The following is a 17659-nucleotide window of genomic DNA, read 5'->3' as shown; positions in this document are numbered from 1 at the left end:
CCCGAAGCGTGCACCCTGCCCACCGTCGACCAGCCGCTGCGGCTGGCCGAGTTCGACGACCGCTTCGCCACCGCGCTGCGTGCTCAGCGGCGGTTGTCGCCCACCGTGCTGCGGTGGCGGCTCGACCCGGCCGCCGAGCCGGTGGCCCGCGACCTCACCGCCCGGGAGAGCTCGTGCTGCTCGTTCTTCACCTTCACCTTCGCCACAGCCGGTGAAGGTGAAGGTGAAGGTGAGCCTGATGCGGTGAACCTCGACGTTAAGGTGCCGCCCGCGCAGATCGCCGTGCTGGACGCCCTCGCCGGCCGGGCAGTCGCCGGGATGGCTGCGTGAGCGGCCTGCGCAGCAGTGCGGTCGCCGCGGCCGCGGGAGTGAACCTCCAGACGCTGCGCTACTACGAACGCCGCGGCCTGCTCGCCGAACCGGACCGGAGCCTGGGCGGGCACCGGATGTACCCGGCCGAGACGGTCACCGTCCTGCGGGTCATCAAGGCGGCGCAGCGGCTCGGCTTCACCCTCGAGGAGATCGCCGACCTGCTGGAATCCGGCCGGCACCGGCACGGGCGAGGTGGCGATGCCGGGCTGAGGTCCCGGGCAAAGGCCAAACTCGCCGAGGTGGAAGCCAAGATCAGCGACCTGCAGATCATCGCCGGCACGCTGCGCGCGGCCGTCGACGCCGGCTGCGACGACCTGGTGACCTGCGCCGCCCAGCCGTGCTACCCGATCCCGTTCGCCACCATCGCGACAGAAGCCCCGGATGCCGATCCCCGATGACCTACAAGCGCCACCGCACCAATTGCGCCGACGACACCTGCACCACCCCGTGACCACTCCGGTACGGATACCGTGACCAGGGTGATCATCGCCCGTTCATTGCTGCTCTTCGTCCTGGCGGCCCTCGCCGAGATCGGCGGCGCCTGGCTGATCTGGCAGGGCTGGCGCGAACACCGCGGCCTGTGGTGGACAGCCGCCGGCGTGATCGCTCTCGGCGCGTACGGTTTCGTGGCCTGCCTTCAGCCTGACGCCAACTTCGGGCGGATCCTGGCCGCCTACGGCGGCGTCTTCGTCGCCGGCTCGCTGGCCTGGGGCATGGTCGTGGACAAATTCCAGCCGGACAGGTGGGACGTCATCGGCGCCGGCATCTGCCTGGTCGGCGTCGCCGTGATCATGTACGCCCCACGCGGCTCCTGACCGGCCGCGACTACAGTCGGCAGCCGATGGAGACGTTGGCGCTCGCCGCCGCCGCGGCGTTCCTGCTGGCGTTGCTGTCTGCCGTCACGGGATTCGGTGGCGGGGTGCTGTTGCTGCCCGTCTTCACGGCCTTGTTCGGGCTGCGGGTCGCGGTGCCGATGCTGACGCTGGCGCAGTTGTCGAGCAACGGCAGCCGGCTGTGGCTCAACCGCCGGGAGGTCCGGTGGCCGCTGGTGGGCTGGTTCGCGCTCGGCGCTGTGCCGTTCGCCGTGGGCGGTGCTGTCCTGTTGAGCCACGCACCGCTCAGTCCGCTCAAGCGGGTGCTGGGAGCGTTCCTCATCGGGGTGGTGGCCTGGCGCCGGCTCCGCCCGCGCCCCGGCCGGCCCGGCGACCGGGCGTTCATCGGTGTCGGCGCCGCGTCGGGATTCGGCTCGGCGTTGCTCGGGTCGGTGGGTCCGCTGACGGCGCCGTTCTTCCTGGCGTACGGGTTGACGCGCGCGGCGTACATCGGCACCGAGGCCGCCGCCGCACTCACCCTGCACCTGACCAAGACGGCCGCCTACGGCGCCGGTGATCTGCTCACCGGGCGGATCGTGCTCTACGGCGCCGCGCTGACGCCGGTCATCATGGCCGGCGCGTGGACCGGCCGGAGGATCGTCGCCCTGATCAGCGACCGGGTGTTCGTCGCGCTGGTCGAGGGCGGGCTGGTGGTCGCCGGATCACTCTTCCTGACCGGACTGGCCTGAGCGCCTATGCCGGCTCCGGCCGCATGGCCGGCGACCGGTAGAGACTCGGAACGCGGAAGCCACCAAGCCAACGAGTCAACCGAGCCGCCTCCACATCAAGGCACCGGCGACCAGCAGCCGACACCGGCTCCAGCAACCGCACCTCGACGACACCAGCCTCGTCCTGCACCCAGCTGCCCACCGCCCGCCCGTCGACCCACGCGGTCGCGCCCGCGTTCCCCCGGTTGTCGAAGAGCTGCTCGCGGTGCGGCCCGAGGTAGAAGTCCCGCCGCTGCCACCCCATGACCGTCGGATCGAGAACCGGCAGCAGCGCCGCCCACGGTCCCGGGTCGGGCACTTCGTCGAGGTCGTCCGGCAACAGCCACCCGGTGTCGCCACTGTCGAGCGAGACCGCGACAGCACCGAGCTCCCGGAACGCCGTCCGCACCACGCTCCGGGTCGCCCCGAGCCACCAGACAAGGTCGTCCTCAGTGCCGGGTCCGAAGGTGTACAACCAGCGGCGCACGATCTCGCGATAGCCCTCAGCCGCCCCGCCGGCCGCGGGCACGTCGGTGAGCCAGTGCCGCATGAGGGTCCAGCGCGGCCGGGACGTGTACCAGCCCGCGCCGTTGACGCCCCGTACGATGTCGGCAGTTGCCCCGAGGTGGGTCAGCACCCGGCCCGCCGGCGACAGTCCGCCGGCCCCCACCGTCGTCTTCACGTCGATCAGCGGCACCGCCTGCCGGATCTCCAGCGCCGAGCGCCCGTCCGGGGCGTCCGCGAGCGCGGCGAGGACCTCGGCGCGGGCGCGGTCGATCCAGTCGTGCCCGTCCTCGGCGAGTCCGGCCAGGACGGCGTCCTTGGCCATGCGGGCCCGTTCGGTGCCCGCGACCCGGGCCGACGCGCTGGACCAGACCGCCGGCAGCAGGTCGCGCGGGACCACGAAGAGCGTGCGGCGCATGGCCAGCTGCTTGACCAGCGTACGGTCGGCGTAGAGCGCCCGATCGATGTCGGCGATCTCGATCGACCCGGCCCGCGCCCAGCAGGACAGGTAGACGGTGGCCGGCTCGGTGGCGTGGAGCACGGTCATCGCCCGCGTGACGGACTCCGGGGAGTCGGCCCGGAACGCGGGCGCCAGCGCGTGCCGGACCCCCAGCCGGGCGCGGCGCTCATGATCAGACACGTGACGCATCGGGCCATGCTGTCACGCCGGCGTTCAGGGACGGCGGACGTACATCCCCGCGGGATGGTCGATCCTGAGCACGAACTCGTCGGAGCGCAGGTGCTCGCCGTCGTCCACAGCCGCGGCGGTGATCACGAACTGGTCGTTGCCCCAGGGTTCCGACCCGGGCCAGGTGCTAGGCCCGTCGGCCACCTCGGCCCGCAGGACCATGTCGTCGGGCAGGTCCCGCAGCGCCTCCCGCAAACGGCCGACCGTCCAATGCTCGACGTCGTGCTGGTGGGTCTCCATCCGGGCGGGCTCGGTCACGGCAGGCAGCCTTTCAGTGGCAGGGTCAGTCGCCGGTGAGGTCGCGGCGGATCGCGACCGCCGCGCCGATGATCGTCGCCGTGGTCCAGCCCAGCAGGATCAGCAGCTTCTGGACGTCGCCCGAGGCCGCGTCCAGGTAGGCGGAGAACGGCAGCGGTTCCTGGAGCGTGCCGTACATCGCCTCGACGAAGATGATCCACGCCACGAAGCCGACGAACAGCATGGTCGCGCTGCGGGCGATGGCCGCCGCGGCGGCGCCGAGCACCGCCATGATCGGCGCGACCAGCAGGGTGATCAGGTATCGCTCACGGTTGCCCTGGATCAGCACGATCAGACCGCTGATCGCGGTGAAGCCGAAACCCACGATCACGGTGGTGATCAGCTGGCCGATCAGCACCCGGATGCGCCGGGGCCGGGCCAGATACAGCAGTACGGCGGTCCGGTGCTGGAAGTGCTGGGAGACGCCGGTGACGCCGAAGCCGAAGGCGCCCACGCCCGCCAGCAGCGCCCAGAAGTCGGAGCCGATCACGCCCAGGATGGTGCCCAGGCACGTGAAGATCGCGAGTGACAGCGCGCTGGACCGGATCGTCGACAGGCGGTAGAGCTCGCTGCGGACCACGGCGATCATGGGACGGCCTCCTCGACAGCGGCGGGGGCCGGGGCGCTGACCAGGCCGAGGAAGATCTGTTCGAGGTTGGGGGCGTCGGTGGCCAGTTCGTAGATCGGCACCTGGGCCTCGAAGGCGAGTTCGCCCGCGTCCTCCGGCGTCAGCCCGATCACTTCCAGGGCGTACCCGTCGGTGTCGACCTGGGCCCCGGCCTCCTCGAACACGCGCCACAGCAGCTGCGGATCGCGGCCGCGGATCCGCAGCCGCGCCGACGCCGAGCCGTACAGTTCCGTCAGCGGTGCCGCGTAGCGCACCGTGCCGTCCGCGATGATCACGACGTCGTCGATGAGCTGGGCCAGCTCGGCCAGCAGGTGGCTGGAGATCAGCACCGTGCCGCCGTTGCGGGCGTGCTCGCGCAGCAGCTCACGGAGCCAGGCGATGCCCTCGGGGTCCAGGCCGTTGGCCGGCTCGTCCAGGACCAGCACCGACGGCTCGCCGAGCAGGGCGGTCGCCACGGCGAGGCGCTGACGCATGCCGAGCGAGTAGTCGCCGCAGCGTTGCTCCGCGGCGTCGTCGAGGCCGACCTGGGCCAGCAGCGGGTCGATCCGGGCCCGGTCGGCCCCGGTGAGCAGGGCCTGCGTCATCAGGTGGGCCCGCCCGCTCTGCCCGGGATGGCTGATGCCCTGCTCCAGGACCGCCCCGACCTGCCGGGCCGGATCGCTCAGCTCCTGATAGCGCACCTTGTTGATCAGCGCCACGCCGGAGGTCGGCCGGGTCAGGCCGAGCAGCATCCGCAGCGTCGTGGTCTTGCCGGAGCCGTTGAGCCCGAGAAATCCGGTCACGCGCCCGGGCACGGCGGAGAACGTCACGTCATCGACGGCACGGACCCGCCCGTAGGACTTGGTCAACCCGATCACTTCGATCATCGCGGGCCATCATGGCAGGCCCGGTCACCGATAGGCAGGGATCTTCCACAGCACGGCCCGAGCTTCCTGGTCGGCGTGCCGGCGGACGGCGAGCAGCCAGCCGATCCCGACCAGCGACACGACGACCAGACCACCCCAGGACAACGCGGTGAAGAGATGGGTCTGGCCGGCGGTCGGCTGCGGCTGATAGCCGCGGTCCAGCAGCGAGAACTGGTACGGCGTACCGGTCAGCACCAGCGTCAGCAGCAGGGCGATGCTGTGCATGCTGTCCCAGAGCGCGTGCAGGGCGGAGACTCCGAGGTACGCCAGCAGCAGCCGCCAGGTCAGCGCGAAATGTTCCCGGCCGCTCGCCGAGAACAGCACGCCGCCGAGGATGGCCGTCCACAGGCCGTGGCCGACGGGAGCGAGCAGCCCGCGCAGCAGCTCGGTCTGGACCAGCTGCATCAGCGACAGCCCCTGCTCGGTGAACAGGGCGGTGAAGGCGTAGCCGGCCGATTCGAAGGCGGCGAAGCCGAACCCGACGGAAGCGCCCAGGATCAGCCCGTCAGCGGCGTACTTGTGCTGCAGTCTGCGGGTCAGGACGGCCAGGACGGTGAGCTTCGCGGCCTCCTCGATCAGGCCCACGCCGACGAACAGGCCTGGTGAGGGGTGCAGCAGGTAGGACTCCAGCAGCGAGGCCGCCAGCACCCCGAGCACCCCGCCGGTGACGAACGTGGTGAACAGCAGCTCGGCGGTGACCTCACCGCTGTGCCGGCGGCCGAACGCCCAGACCACGAAGGACACCGGTACGAGGAAACTGCCCAGCAGGACCAGGGTCGGGATCAGATTGGGGTTGCCCGTCACGAAGGTGACCGCGACCGTGAGGATCCACAGCACCAGGCCGGTGAGGAACACCCGCAACCAGGTCCGGCGGCGTCTCGGGGCCGGGTGGGCGGCCTGCTCGGCCGCACTGACGTCGTACATGGTCTTCTCCTCGGGTTCGGCTCGGCCCGCCGCATACCCACGCCGGCCCGGATCTACGCTGGTGCCCATGGGCGAGTCGGCGGAGTCGCAGTGGTACCCACCAGCTGAGCAGCCGATGACCGATCGGTATCACGAGGACCTGCGACCCGGGGAAGGGCTGTGCCCACCCCGGGCCGACGTCGGCTCGGATGCCGCGACGCTGTCCCTGGACGGCCCTTGGCGCTTTCACCTCGCCCCTACGGTCGACGCTGTCACCGCCGGCTTCGCCGATCCCGGCTTCGACGACCGGAGCTGGGACACCCTCGCCGTTCCGGCGCATTGGCAACTGCACGGGTACGGCGCACCGGCGTACACCAATGTCCGTTATCCGTTCCCGGTCGATCCGCCGCACGTGCCCGACGAGAACCCCACCGGCGAGTATCGCCGGGTCTTCGACCGGCCGGACGGCTGGCCGGACGGTCCCGCGGTGATCCGTTTCGAGGGCGTCGACTCCTGCTACAAGGTGTGGTTGAACGGCGAGGAGCTGGGGCACGCGAAGGGCAGCCGGCTGCCCGCGGAGTTCGCCGTCGGGGGCCTGCTGCGGCCGGGCCGCAACGTGCTGGCGGTACGGGTGCATCAGTGGTCCGCCGGCAGCTACCTCGAGGACCAGGACATGTGGTGGCTGTCCGGCATCTTCCGGACGGTCCGGCTGCTGGCCCGGCCCGAGGGCGGACTGGGCGACGTGTTCGTGCACGCCGCCTACGACCACCTCACCGGGCGGGGCACAGTGTCGGTCGACACCGACGTCCCGGCCCGGCTGACGATCGCCGAGCTCGGCCTGGTCGACGTGGACGCGGCCGGCCCGCACGTCGTCGCCCGGGTGGAACCGTGGTCGGCCGAGACACCCCGGCTCTACCCCGCGCGGCTCGAGACGGGAACGGAAGGTGCCGATATCCGGATCGGTTTCCGTACGGTGGCGCTGGCCGACGGCCGGTGGACGGTCAACGGGACTCCCGTGTCGCTGCGCGGCGTCAACCGGCACGAGTGGGATCCCGACGCCGGGCGGACCGTACCGGTGGCGGTGATGCGCCAGGACCTGCTGATGATGAAGCAGCACAACCTCAACGCCGTACGCACCAGCCACTATCCGCCGGCGCCGGAGTTCCTGGATCTCTGCGACGAACTGGGCCTGTGGGTCGTGGACGAGTGTGACCTGGAGACCCACGGGTTCGCCGTGACCGGCTGGCGCGGCAATCCCAGCGACGACCCCCGCTGGGCGCCCTCCTTTGTGGACCGGGCGCAGCGGATGGTCGAACGCGACAAGAACCATCCCAGCGTCATCGCCTGGTCCCTGGGCAACGAGGCGGGCACGGGCCGCAACCTGGCGGCCATGGCCCACTGGATCCGCGACCGCGACCCGTCCCGCATGATCCACTACGAGGGCGACCGGGACAGCAGCTACACCGACTGCTACAGCCGCATGTACGCCTCGGTGGACGAGGTCGCCACGATCGGCCGCGGCGAGGAGCCACCGACCCGCGATCCGGCCGCCGACGCGCACCGCCGGTCGCTGCCGTTCATCCTCTGCGAGTACGCGCACGCCATGGGCAACGGTCCGGGCGGGCTGGCGGAGTATCAGCGGCTCTTCGACACGTACCCCCGATGTCAGGGTGGCTTCGTCTGGGAGTGGATCGACCACGGCATCCGGCAACCGGTACCGGGCGGCGAGGGGCACTATTTCGCGTACGGCGGCGACTTCGGCGAACCGCTGCACGACGGCAACTTCGTGGCGGACGGCCTGGTCTTCCCCGACCGCACCCCGTCACCGGGCCTGCTGGAGCTCAAGAAGGTCAGCGAACCCGTCAGGCTGACCGTCGATCCAGCCCTGGCTCAGGTTCAGGTCAACAACAAGTACGACTTCCGCGACACCTCACACCTGACCTTCGACTGGAGTGTGCAGGAGCAAGGCGTCACCCTGGCCGAGGGCAACCTGACCGTGCCGGTCGCCCCGGCCGGCGCTCAGGTCACCGGCCGCCTGCCGGAGCTGCCCGCCGCCGGCGCGGACACCTGGCTGACGGTCCGGGGCCGGCTGACCCACGACGAGCCGTGGGCCCCGGCGGGCCACGAGATCGCCTGGACCCAGGTGCAGCTGCCGGCCCGCGCGCAGCCAGCCCCCCGAAAGTCCAGGCATCCGGCACGGACGGACGACAGCGGAGAAGTACGAGTCGGCCCGGCCAGGTTCGACCCACGCACCGGTCTGCTGCTGAGCCTGGACGACCGAGTTCCGGGACCGGATGGTCGAGCCCGACCCGGAGATCACCCGGGCCTACCGGTGACCGGCCCCCGGCTGGACCTGTGGCGCGCGCCGACGGACAACGACGCCCCACCCCGCGACGTCCGCGACGCGGTGGCCGGCGAATGGCGCAGGCTCGGCCTGGACCGCCTGCAGCACCGCGTCATCGACCTCGGCGCGGAGGGCGACACCTTCGTGGTCCGCACCCGGGTCGCCCCGGCCGCCACCGATCTGGCCGTCCTGACCACCTACCGCTGGACGGCCGCGGACGGCGGCGTGACGCTGTCGGTCGACACCGAGCCGGTGGGAGCTTGGAGCGGCGTACTGCCCCGGCTGGGCCTGCGTCTGGCCGTCCCGGCGGACCTGGACGTGGTGGAGTGGCTCGGCGACGGCCCGGGCGAGGCGTACGCCGACAGCCGGCAGGCGGTGCGGTTCGGCCGGTACCGCCTGCGGGTGGACGAGATGCAGACGCCGTACGTCCACCCCCAGGAGAACGGCAACCGCACCGGCGTGCGCTGGGCCCGCATCACCGCACCGGACGGCACGGGTCTGGAGATAGCCGGCCACCCGACGTTCGAGCTGGCGGCGCGGCGCTGGACGAGCGCGGACCTGGCCGCGGCCGGGCACCCGTACGAGCTGAAGCCGTCGGGCCGGGTGCACCTCAATGTTGACCTCGGCCAGAACGGGCTCGGGTCTGCCTCATGCGGGCCGGGTGTACTGCCGCAGTACCAGTTGGCGGCCGACCGGGCCCATACGTTCGAGGTGGAATTCCGCCGGCTCGGCCCGACGCCACCGGCTTCGGGATAGTAACGGCATCGACGGGTGGCCCGGGGATCGTCTGATCCCCGGGCCGCCTGCCGATCAGAGTCCAGCGTCTCCCGCCGCGTCCGCTTCCTGGACCGCCGAGGATGTCCGCGCCGCGGCGCGCTCCTCGCCCTTCGCCTCGCGCTCCGGCAAGCTGCGCTTGGCCGACACCCGAGCCGCCGCCGACCCCTGCTCTCCCGCGACGCCGCCGCGGATGCGGTTGTTCGCCGCCACCTTGGCCGCCGGCGTGTTGGAGGTTGTCGTCAGCTTGCCGTCGATGATGTTGTCGTCGACATTCACCCCGCCCGTGGTGTTGCTGATGTTCACGTCACGACCCCAATAGCCACCTGAGGCGCATCCGTCCAAGGTGCCGTTCGGGCCCAGCTGGACGCCGCCGAGGTTGCCGGCGAACGTGGCCCGGCCGCGGACCGCGCTGCCGCAGATCACGCTTCCGGTCGCGCTGTTGAGGACCGACAGCGTGCCGTCGACGAATGAGTCGTGCACGTCGGTGTAGTAGCTGCCCGTCGTGCTCACGTTGCCGGTCACGTCCGTGTTCCGGTCGAGCCGGATCTCACCCGCGCTTGCGGTCACCGTGCCGTCGATGGCCGCGTTCTCCACGAACAGGAAGCTGTCGTTCGTGGCGGATCCCTTGGGCCGTACCGTGATCGAGCCGGTTCCGGTGTCCTTGAGGAACACGCCGTAGCCGCCGGACGCCAGCTCGATGCCGCCGCCGATGGCGGTCGTGCCGGCGTCCAGGTAGCCGTCCGCGGCGACCTGGATCTCACCGCTGATGCGGCCGCCGGTCACGACGAGGTTGGCGCCCGCGGCCACGCTGACGTTGCCGGTGATGGTCGTGCCGGTCAGCGCGCACGACTTACCGGCCGGCACCAGCAGGTCGTTCGGCACGGTCACCGCGCCGCCGGTGCCGACGCAGTGGGTGACCAGGTCGGCGCTGGCGCTGGTGGGGGCGATCGTCAGCGCCGCGGCGGTGACGACGGCAGTGACGGTGGCCAGCTTCGCGGCGGTACGTCTCATCGCTGTACTCCCTTGACGACGTCGGAGCGGGCCGCGGCCCGCACGATGGTTCCCTGCTGGCGGGCCGTGAGCCGGCCCGCGGCGACCAGCGGCGCCGTGACCGCTTCGACGTGCCGGACGAAGGCGGCGTGGGTCGGGTAGCCGGCGTGTTCGGCGATCAGGTCGTTGATCGTGCAGCCGTTGCCGGTGTCGGCGTTGGCGATGCCGGTGTCCTGATCCCCGATGATCACCGTGGCGCGGGTGTCCGGGACCGGGCAGTCGCCGGTCGTCGGCGGCACGACCGTGAAGGTCACCGATTTCTCCGCCGCGGCGTTCCCGGCCACGTCGGTGGCCCGGTAGCGCAGGGTGTGCGCGCCCGGTGCCCGGACGGCGACCGCTGACGTGTACGCCGTCCAGGCGCCCGAGTCCAGCGCGTACTCGATCGAGGCGACCCCCGATCCGGCATCCGAGGCCGTGACCGTCACGACCGCGCTGCCGTCCGCCTCGGTACGCACCGCCGCCGAAGTCACCGGCGCCGTGGTGTCAGGAACCGGCGCGGCGACGACGGTGAAGCTGGCCATCTGCTCGGCCGAGGTGTTGCCGGCGACGTCCGTGGCCCGGAAGTGCACCATGTGCGACCCGACCGTGTCGATGACGACCGGCGCCGTGTACGCCGCAAAGGCTCCACCGTCCACGTTGTACTCGACTGTCTTCAGTCCCGACTCGGCGTCGGTAGCCGTGATGGTGACCGTGGCCTTGCCGACGTACTGCCCGGCAGTGTTCCGGTCGCCCGTGACCTGAGAGGTGACCACCGGTGGAGTCGTGTCCTCCCCCGGCCCCGGCTCGACCACGGTGAAGGAGACCGAGCCGGCTGCCGACGCGTTGCCCGCCTTGTCGGTGGCCCGGAACTGCACCGAGTGGTCACCGATGGCGGTCACCGCCACCGGAGCCGTGTACGGCGTCCAGGTCGTGTCGTCGACCTGGTACTCGACCGTGTCGACGCCCGAACCCGCATCGGAAGCGGAGACCGTCACCGTCGCGCTGCCCAGATAGTCACCGGCGGCGTTCCGCTCCCCCGAGACCTGCGCGGAGACAGTGGGCGCTGTGGTGTCCCCGCCTCCACCGCCATCAGTCACGACCAGCTCACCGACCATCGAACTGTGCCCCGGGATCGAGCAGAAATAGCGGTACTTGCCCGGGGTCAGGGTGACGGTCGCCTGGTGCCGGCCGTTGTTCGTGTCGAACGGGCTGGCCAGGATGTTCAGGTTCACATCATGGTTGTAACCCTCACTGGTGGTGTCGAAGGTGAGCGTGTGCGGCATGCCGGTGGTGTTGCCGGTGGCCGCGCTGTTCTCGAAGACGATCGTCGTCGCACCGGCGGTGGCCGAGGCGGGCGTCGACTTGTAGCGGGTGATGTCGTCGTCGGCCGTCCAGGTCAGGGTCCCCGCGGCGGCGGCCGGAGAGACCGCCACCGGGGACACCACGAGCAGGAGGCCGAGCAGCGCCACCTTGAAGAAACGGATCATAGGGGCCTCACCCGGATGTTCTGGAAGTCCATCAGGTCGGTGTCGCTGTGGTTCTGCAGCCCGATGAAGCCGCTGGTGAACTGCCGCAGATCCGTCGGCGGGTCACCGGCGCGGGAGGACTGCTTGCCGGGCGTGTTGTCGAACTCGTTGATGACCACGCCGTTGCGCAGGATCGTGTAGTGCTGGCCCACGACCCGTACCTCGTAGGTGTTCCAGACGTTCTTCGCGGTGACCCGGGCGTCGGCGAGCGTCACCGGGTCGAAGTTGTAGATCGAGCCGGTCTTCTGCGGTTCGCCGGTGTCGCCGTCGTAGAGCTGGATCTCGTGCCCGCAGAAGATGGCCACCCAAGCCTGCGAGGTCCGGGCCGAGCCCGTGGTGCCGCAGCTGCCCGGCGGGCGTTCGTCGAGCGGGATGCGCGGGTCCGGGAACCGGGTGAAGACGCCGCTGTTGGCGCGGGCCGTACCCGGGGCCACGTCCCGGAACTGGAGCTTCAAGGAGAAGTCGCCGAACGGCTTGGTGTACCAGAGCATCCCGAGCCCGCCGCTGGACCGCAGGGAGCCGTCCGGCTGGATCGTGAACTGCCCGGCGGGTGCCTGCTCCCAGCCGAGCAACGACTGGGCCGTGCCGTCGTACAGCGGTTCGTAGCCCTTGTGCCCGGGCCGGCCGACAGCCGATCCGGCCGCCGCGCGAGTCAGGGCGCCGGCTTCGCGGCTGGTGAGATCGAGCGTACGGGTGACCGCGGTGACATGCCGCACGAAGCTGTCGTGGTCGGCCCAGTTGCTCTCGTCGTCGATGAGATCGTTGATGGTGCAGCCCTCACCGACCGTCCTGTTCGGAACTCCGGTGTCGGTCTGGTCCACCCACACCGTGGTGCGGGCGTCCGGCGTCGCGCAGCCGACCGTCACGGCGACCTGCGTCGTCGCTGTCTCGCCACCCGCGTAGGTCACCGTCAGCTTGGCGGTGTACTTCCCGACCTTGGCGTAGGTGTGGCGCGGGTTGGCCTCGGTCGAGGTGCCGCCGTCGCCGAACTCCCAGCGGTACGACAGTCCGCCGGACCGGGACCCGGAGAAGGCGATGGTCAGCGGCTTGTTCTGGACGGCGATCGAGGACGCGGTGGGTGCCGGGGTCGGCGCACCGCCCTGATAGGTGATCCTGATCAGCTTCTGGTTGGCATGAAGGCTGAAGAAGCCGCCGCCGTAGTCCAGCAGATACAGCGCGCCGTCCGGGCCGAACTTGGCGTCCATCCAGCTCTGCAACCGGGCGTCGCCGTTGCCGCTCGGGATGATGGCCCGCAGCGACTCACCGAAGACCGGCGGTGCCTGCCGCGGGACCCCGGCCGGGTCGACGGTGACCGCGACGCGGTTCGCGGCGTTCGACTGGTCGCCGATGAACCACTTGTCGTCCCAGTACTGCGGCCAGGCCACACCGCTGGCAGTGTCCACCAGGTCGCGGTGGTACGTCGGACCCGACATGATGGCCTGACCGCCACCGCGCAGGTACGGCTGGGTGTAGGTCGCGTCGGCCTTGACGTAGGTGGGGATGCCGCTGCCGTCGGCCCGGGGCGGGAAGACGGGTCCGCCGCCGTCGGGCGCGTACCAGATCATGTTGTCGCGGGCCGGCGGGATGTCGACCAGGCCGGTGTTGCGCGGCGACTCGTTCTTGAGGTGGTCGCAGTCGTACCAGCCGGTCAGGACGGTGGCGTCGGTGCTGCTGCGGTCCCGGTACGGCTGCTTGTTGCCCATGCAGTACGGCCAGCCCTGGTTGCCCGCCGAGGTGATGATCGTGGCGGTCTCGTACTTGGCCGGGCCCAGCGTCGGACTCGGCGAAGCGGCATCGGGACCGACCCAGCCGGCGGTCAGCCACTGGCGTTCCGGGTCGATCGCGAGCCGGGCGATGTTGCGCACGCCCATCACGTAGATCTCCGGGCGGGCCTTGTCGGTGCCGGGCGGGAACAGGTTTCCGGCCGGGATCGTGTACGTGCCGTTGACCTCAGGGTGAATCCGAATGATCTTGCCGGCGAGGTCGTTGGTGTTGCCCGAGGTCCGGCGGGCGTCCTGGAACGAGACGCCCTGGTACTCGGCGGTCCAGTTGTTGCCGGAGTAGCCGCTCGAGCCCTCCGACGAGTTGTTGTCGCCCGAACCGACGTACAGGTTGCCCTGCTTGTCGAAAGCCATGCCGCCGCCGGCGTGGCAGCAGCTGTGGATCTGCACCGGGAACTGCAGCAGGTCCTTGCGGCTGGCCTGATCGATGGTCCGGGTCGCCTTGTCGTAGGTCAGCCGCGAGATGGTGCGCTGACCGATCCGCTTCTCCCGGTCGATGGAGTCGTGCGGCATCCAGTAGACGTAGAGCCAGCCGTTGGTCGCGAACGCCGGGTCGGGCACGATGCCGAGCAGACCCTCCTCGTTCTTGACCAGTTCGGAACCGCTGCCCCGGTTGCCCATGACCGGCAACGTGGTCAGCAGCTTGACCTGCTTGGTCTTCGGGTCGTAGGAGTGGATCGTGCCGCACCCGAGGCCGACCTTGGGATCGGCCCAGTCGACGACCGGCCCGCTCGGGCAGGCGGCCTTGCCGACGTAGAAGACGGTGCCGTCGTCGGCGATGGTCAGCCCGTGCGGCTCGCCGATCTGGTCGAGCTCACCGGTCTTGTTGGCCGCGGTGAGCCGCTCGACCTTGTAGTTGGCGGCGATGGTGGCCTGGCAGTCACCGCGTTCGACGCCGGTGGTCCAGCGCAGTGCGCCGGCGAGGTGCGTGCGGAAGGCGGCTTCGCCGTAGCTGCCCTCGGTGTGGCCCATGCCGGTGTAGAAGGACCGGCCGCCGTCGTAGTCACGGCACCATGAGACCGGGTGGAACGGCCCGTTCGCGCTCGCACCGGGGTCGTAGAAGCGTTCCTCGACCTGCGCGACCGTGTGCACGGTGCCGACCGGGTTCGGATCCCAGTTGTACCAACGATCGGCGCGCTTGACCGTCGTCGGCAGGCTCTTCGTGGCCGGGTGCTGCCGGTCGAGGATGTCCACGACCGCCTCGTTGACGCCCGGCGGCTGCGGCGCCGTCGTCGCGCCGGTGAACAGCCGGAGCTCGGCCAGCTGGATCAGCGGTTCGCCGCCGTTGGCGGTGATGTTCAGGCGGTAGTGCTTGTATTCGGCCGCTCCGGTGACCTCGAACCTGCGCATGACGAAACGGTCCGGGAACGTCTGCCCGGTTCGCTTGTCTACATCGGACCAGGTGGTGCCGTCGGCCGAGCCCTGCAGGGTCCAGTCCTTCGGGTCCCGCCCGACGAAGTCATTGGCGGAGGTGAGCGAGTATCCGGTGACCGTGGTGGGCTTGTTCAGCTCGTACGCGACCCAGGCAGTTGGTGTTCGCACCAGCCACTTCGTGTTCGCGTCACCATCAGTCAGCTTCTCTTTGGTTTCGTTGGGCGTGTTCTCCCCGCTCGCGGTCACCTTGGCGACCGGCTCGGGCACCGGGACACTGCCCGCGGGCCGGGTGCCGATCAGTCCGGTGAACCAGGCCGAGTCCAGCTGAGCGCTCGCCGCGTCGGCGATGCCCACGAAACCGTTGCCCGCCTTCACATAGCTCTGCAGCGCCGCTTCCTGCGGCCCGCTGAGCGCGGCACCGGCAGCCGACAGGAACACGACCGCGCGGTACCGGGCGAGCGTGGCGGGCGCGAACGTCGCCGGGTCGGTGGTCTCGGTGACGGCGATGCCGTCCGCCTGCCCGAGCTCCTTGATCGCCTGGGCCGCGCCGGCCACCGGATCCTGCTGCTCCGCGACCGGCCCGTGAAAGACCAGCACTTCCACAGCCACGGCATTTTCCCGTACGGCCGGAGCGGCGTGCGCGACCGCAGCCGACCCGCCCACCATGAGCACGGCCACAGCCAGTGCCCTCCGCAGGAGTAGTCCTCGTCTCATCCCAAGCCCCCTTGCTCGTCAGCCGTGCTGCGCTGTGTGGACGTGACCCTGAAAACGGTGGATGGCCTCCTCGGCTCCGGGCGGCATGCTGCCGTCGGCGTTACGGACCAGGAAGATCCCGGCCATCCCGCCGTCGGAGTGGAACTGCACGTGGCAGTGGTACATCCAGGCGCCGGGCCCGACGCCCTCGCCCGCCAGCACCTGGAAACCGAAGGAACTGCCCGGGTTGAGGTCCTTGTTGTCGATGACCTGAGCCGGATCAGCGGGACCTTCGAGCATGCCGGTGCGGTTGTCGGCCCAGCGATGCGCATGGAGGTGGAACGTGTGGAACGTGCCGCCGTGCCCGATGGCCAGCCACTCGACGCGCTGCCCGAGATTCGCCTCGAACATCGGCGTGTCCGGCGCCATCCGGTTGTTGATCATCATGTCGTTGAAGACCACGGTGAACTGCTTCTCAGGCAGGATGTCGCCGCGGCGCCGCACGATCAGAGCGCCGTACAGTCCCTTGGCGACCCCGCCGGTGCCGTGATCGGTGCCCATCGCATGGTCGTGGTAGTGCCAGTAACCGGCGCTGCCGGGCATGAACCGGCGCCCCTCAGCGGCGAACATCTCCCGCGACCGCCACACGTAGGTGCGGGTCTCCCCCGGCTTGTTGAAGGAATCATTGAGCGGGCTGCCGTCGGAATCGGTGCTGTAGTCGACGCCGTGCGGGTGGATGGACAGCCGCTGGTTGGTCGTGTTGACCAGGGTGATCTCGAGGGTGTCGCCCTCCCACATCTCCAGCACCGGACCGGGCACGGTGGCCTTGCCGGGGGCCAGCCCGTAGCCGAAAAGCCCACCCGGCAACGCCTCGGCGTAGATGGTGATCTTGCGGGTAGCACCGGCCGCAGCCCGCGCCGGCTCAGCGCGCAGTGCAGCTGCACCACCGGCAGCTGAGGTCAACCCCAGGGCGCCACCGACGACCAGCGAACGCCGCGAGACGTTCTTCCGAGGCCACCTGACAACGTTGTCTTCCATGCGTCTCGCCCACCTGTTCGCAACCGGTCACGGGGTGCAGAAGATCGAGGGATGTCCACGGTGGGGCCGCGCTTTCCGCATCGACCGCCACGACTTTCGTCGGATGACAGCAATCTATGTTTGCCATCGACGAAAGTAAAGATTACAAACCAAAAAGTCCGAATCCCATGAGGGCCGGCGTCACCCCGTCGAAATACCGCTGAAATCGCCGGCGGTACGCATTTCCGCAGCTGGACACGGGGTTCGAGCATGATCGACACGCCCAGAAATCCAGGGCGCCGCCTGGCGTGACAGATCTTGGCAGCTCTCCACCTTGGACTGCCGGCGGGGGCACGTGCTGGCGGGAATGTCGGCGTCGAACCCTGGGAGACCGGCCGGCGCCGCAGCCGAACGGGACGCAGTGACTTGGGCGCGGACCCGGCGGCTGGCGCCACCGCACGGATGCGGCTGCATGCCCGCGGCCAGGAAGTCCTCGCGAGGCAACCGACCGGATCGCGCAGCGCAGTGCCGACAGGGTGGCAGGTGGCCGGGGCGCGCGCGGAGACGTCCCAGCCGCACAAGCGCACGGAGACGCCACGGCCGCGCGCGCGGAGGCGCGAATGCAACCAGCTGTCCGAGCCAGGCCGTCACGCCCGAAGCGACCTACCCGGTCGCGACACCCGGCGGAATGACCTCACCGGTGCACGACATGATCGCCGCGATCGAAGACGCCCAGCAACCGCTGCGCCGACCGCGTTCCGGCAGCGGATGGGCGGCGACTCTCAGCTGTTGCGGACTCGGTTGTCCAGCGGCGCGGGCTGGCTGGCCCACCACTCCTCCGGCACCTCGGCGTACAGCTCAGCAGCAACCGCCCGCAGGTGCGCCTCGATCGGCTGTCCCTTGTGCGCGTCGGCGAGGCCGCTCAGGCGTACCTGCCATTGCGCGATCTTCTCCACGTTCACGCTCACCTGATAGTCCATACGTTCACCTTAGGACGCGGCCCGCGTACCCATGGCGGTTCCGCGCATGGGTACCCGTCCGGGTGCCCCTCGCGGGTGTCCGCGGACTGATAGCGTCGCCGGGCATGAATCGCCGTGGATTTCTGACCGTCGCGGCCGGCGTGCCCCTGGCCGCCGCCGGCGTCACCGCCTCACCGGCATTCGCCGCTGCCGCGCCCACCGTCAGCACTGCCACGCCGGCGACCAGTCCCGCCTTCGGCACTGCCGCGGGGGCGGCCTCGGG

15 protein-coding genes are annotated in these 17659 nt (G+C 70.4%); 5 read left to right on the top strand and 10 right to left on the bottom strand.

Features of this window, described 5'->3' with window-relative positions:
* The 4 genes from AB0C29_RS07520 to AB0C29_RS07505 all read left to right on the top strand — a co-directional run.
* Positions 1 to 330: hypothetical protein (locus AB0C29_RS07520; protein WP_360816598.1), on the top strand; the 330-nt coding region annotated here is incomplete at its 5' end.
* Positions 327 to 770: a MerR family transcriptional regulator gene (locus AB0C29_RS07515; protein ID WP_360816595.1), complete on the top strand. Its 444-nt coding sequence runs from the start codon at positions 327 to 329 to the stop codon at positions 768 to 770. The genes AB0C29_RS07520 and AB0C29_RS07515, both read left to right, overlap by 4 nt.
* 81 nt (positions 771 to 851) lie before the next feature.
* Positions 852 to 1187 (top strand): YnfA family protein, encoded by a 336-nt coding sequence (locus AB0C29_RS07510; protein ID WP_360816592.1) that lies wholly within the window; start codon positions 852 to 854, stop codon positions 1185 to 1187.
* Positions 1188 to 1213: 26 nt separating this feature from the next.
* Positions 1214 to 1933, top strand: coding sequence for a sulfite exporter TauE/SafE family protein (locus tag AB0C29_RS07505; protein WP_360816589.1), 720 nt, complete (start codon positions 1214 to 1216; stop codon positions 1931 to 1933).
* Between the two features lie 4 nt (positions 1934 to 1937).
* On the opposite strand, the gene AB0C29_RS07500 is transcribed toward AB0C29_RS07505, so the two are convergent.
* The 5 genes from AB0C29_RS07500 to AB0C29_RS07480 are packed head-to-tail and all read right to left on the bottom strand — an operon-like array spanning position 1938 to position 5897.
* Positions 1938 to 3104 carry a winged helix DNA-binding domain-containing protein gene (locus AB0C29_RS07500; RefSeq protein WP_360816586.1) on the bottom strand — a complete coding sequence of 389 codons (1167 nt, stop codon included), beginning with the start codon at positions 3102 to 3104 and terminating at the stop codon, positions 1938 to 1940.
* A gap of 24 nt (positions 3105 to 3128) precedes the next feature.
* Positions 3129 to 3401: a DUF6225 family protein gene (locus AB0C29_RS07495; RefSeq protein WP_360816583.1), complete on the bottom strand. Its 273-nt coding sequence runs from the start codon at positions 3399 to 3401 to the stop codon at positions 3129 to 3131.
* Positions 3402 to 3426: 25 nt separating this feature from the next.
* Entirely contained in the window at positions 3427 to 4029 is a 603-nt protein-coding gene (locus AB0C29_RS07490) for a hypothetical protein (RefSeq protein WP_360816580.1), read from the bottom strand.
* Positions 4026 to 4934 (bottom strand): ATP-binding cassette domain-containing protein, encoded by a 909-nt coding sequence (locus AB0C29_RS07485; RefSeq protein ID WP_360816577.1) that lies wholly within the window; start codon positions 4932 to 4934, stop codon positions 4026 to 4028. The genes AB0C29_RS07490 and AB0C29_RS07485 overlap by 4 nt, the downstream gene beginning before the upstream one ends.
* A gap of 24 nt (positions 4935 to 4958) precedes the next feature.
* Positions 4959 to 5897, bottom strand: a complete 939-nt coding sequence (locus AB0C29_RS07480) for a PrsW family glutamic-type intramembrane protease (protein ID WP_360816574.1) — start codon at positions 5895 to 5897, stop codon at positions 4959 to 4961.
* Positions 5898 to 6012: 115 nt separating this feature from the next.
* Between AB0C29_RS07480 and AB0C29_RS07475 the strand changes: the two genes are divergently transcribed.
* Positions 6013 to 8976 carry a glycoside hydrolase family 2 TIM barrel-domain containing protein gene (locus AB0C29_RS07475; protein WP_360816571.1) on the top strand — a complete coding sequence of 988 codons (2964 nt, stop codon included), beginning with the start codon at positions 6013 to 6015 and terminating at the stop codon, positions 8974 to 8976.
* Positions 8977 to 9030: 54 nt separating this feature from the next.
* Here the strand turns inward: AB0C29_RS07475 and AB0C29_RS07470 are convergent, their stop codons facing one another.
* The 5 genes from AB0C29_RS07470 to AB0C29_RS07450 form a co-directional block, all read right to left on the bottom strand.
* On the bottom strand, positions 9031 to 10008 hold the full coding sequence (locus tag AB0C29_RS07470; RefSeq protein WP_360816568.1) for a hypothetical protein: 978 nt from the start codon (positions 10006 to 10008) through the stop codon (positions 9031 to 9033).
* Complete coding sequence (locus AB0C29_RS07465) at positions 10005 to 11513, bottom strand: OmpL47-type beta-barrel domain-containing protein (RefSeq protein ID WP_360816565.1); 1509 nt, start codon at positions 11511 to 11513, stop codon at positions 10005 to 10007. Before AB0C29_RS07465 ends, AB0C29_RS07470 begins: the two co-directional genes overlap by 4 nt.
* On the bottom strand, positions 11510 to 15316 hold the full coding sequence (locus AB0C29_RS07460) for a ThuA domain-containing protein (protein WP_360816562.1): 3807 nt from the start codon (positions 15314 to 15316) through the stop codon (positions 11510 to 11512). The genes AB0C29_RS07465 and AB0C29_RS07460 overlap by 4 nt, the downstream gene beginning before the upstream one ends.
* A 123-nt stretch (positions 15317 to 15439) precedes the next feature.
* Positions 15440 to 16438, bottom strand: coding sequence for a multicopper oxidase domain-containing protein (locus AB0C29_RS07455; protein WP_360816559.1), 999 nt, complete (start codon positions 16436 to 16438; stop codon positions 15440 to 15442).
* A gap of 761 nt (positions 16439 to 17199) precedes the next feature.
* Positions 17200 to 17397: a hypothetical protein gene (locus AB0C29_RS07450; RefSeq protein WP_360816556.1), complete on the bottom strand. Its 198-nt coding sequence runs from the start codon at positions 17395 to 17397 to the stop codon at positions 17200 to 17202.
* Positions 17398 to 17659: the final 262 nt, after the last annotated feature.

Origin of the sequence: Actinoplanes sp. NPDC048791, assembly GCF_040650095.1 — a bacterium.
GTDB lineage: Bacteria > Actinomycetota > Actinomycetes > Mycobacteriales > Micromonosporaceae > Actinoplanes.
This window is presented reverse-complemented; position numbering and strand designations above follow the sequence as displayed.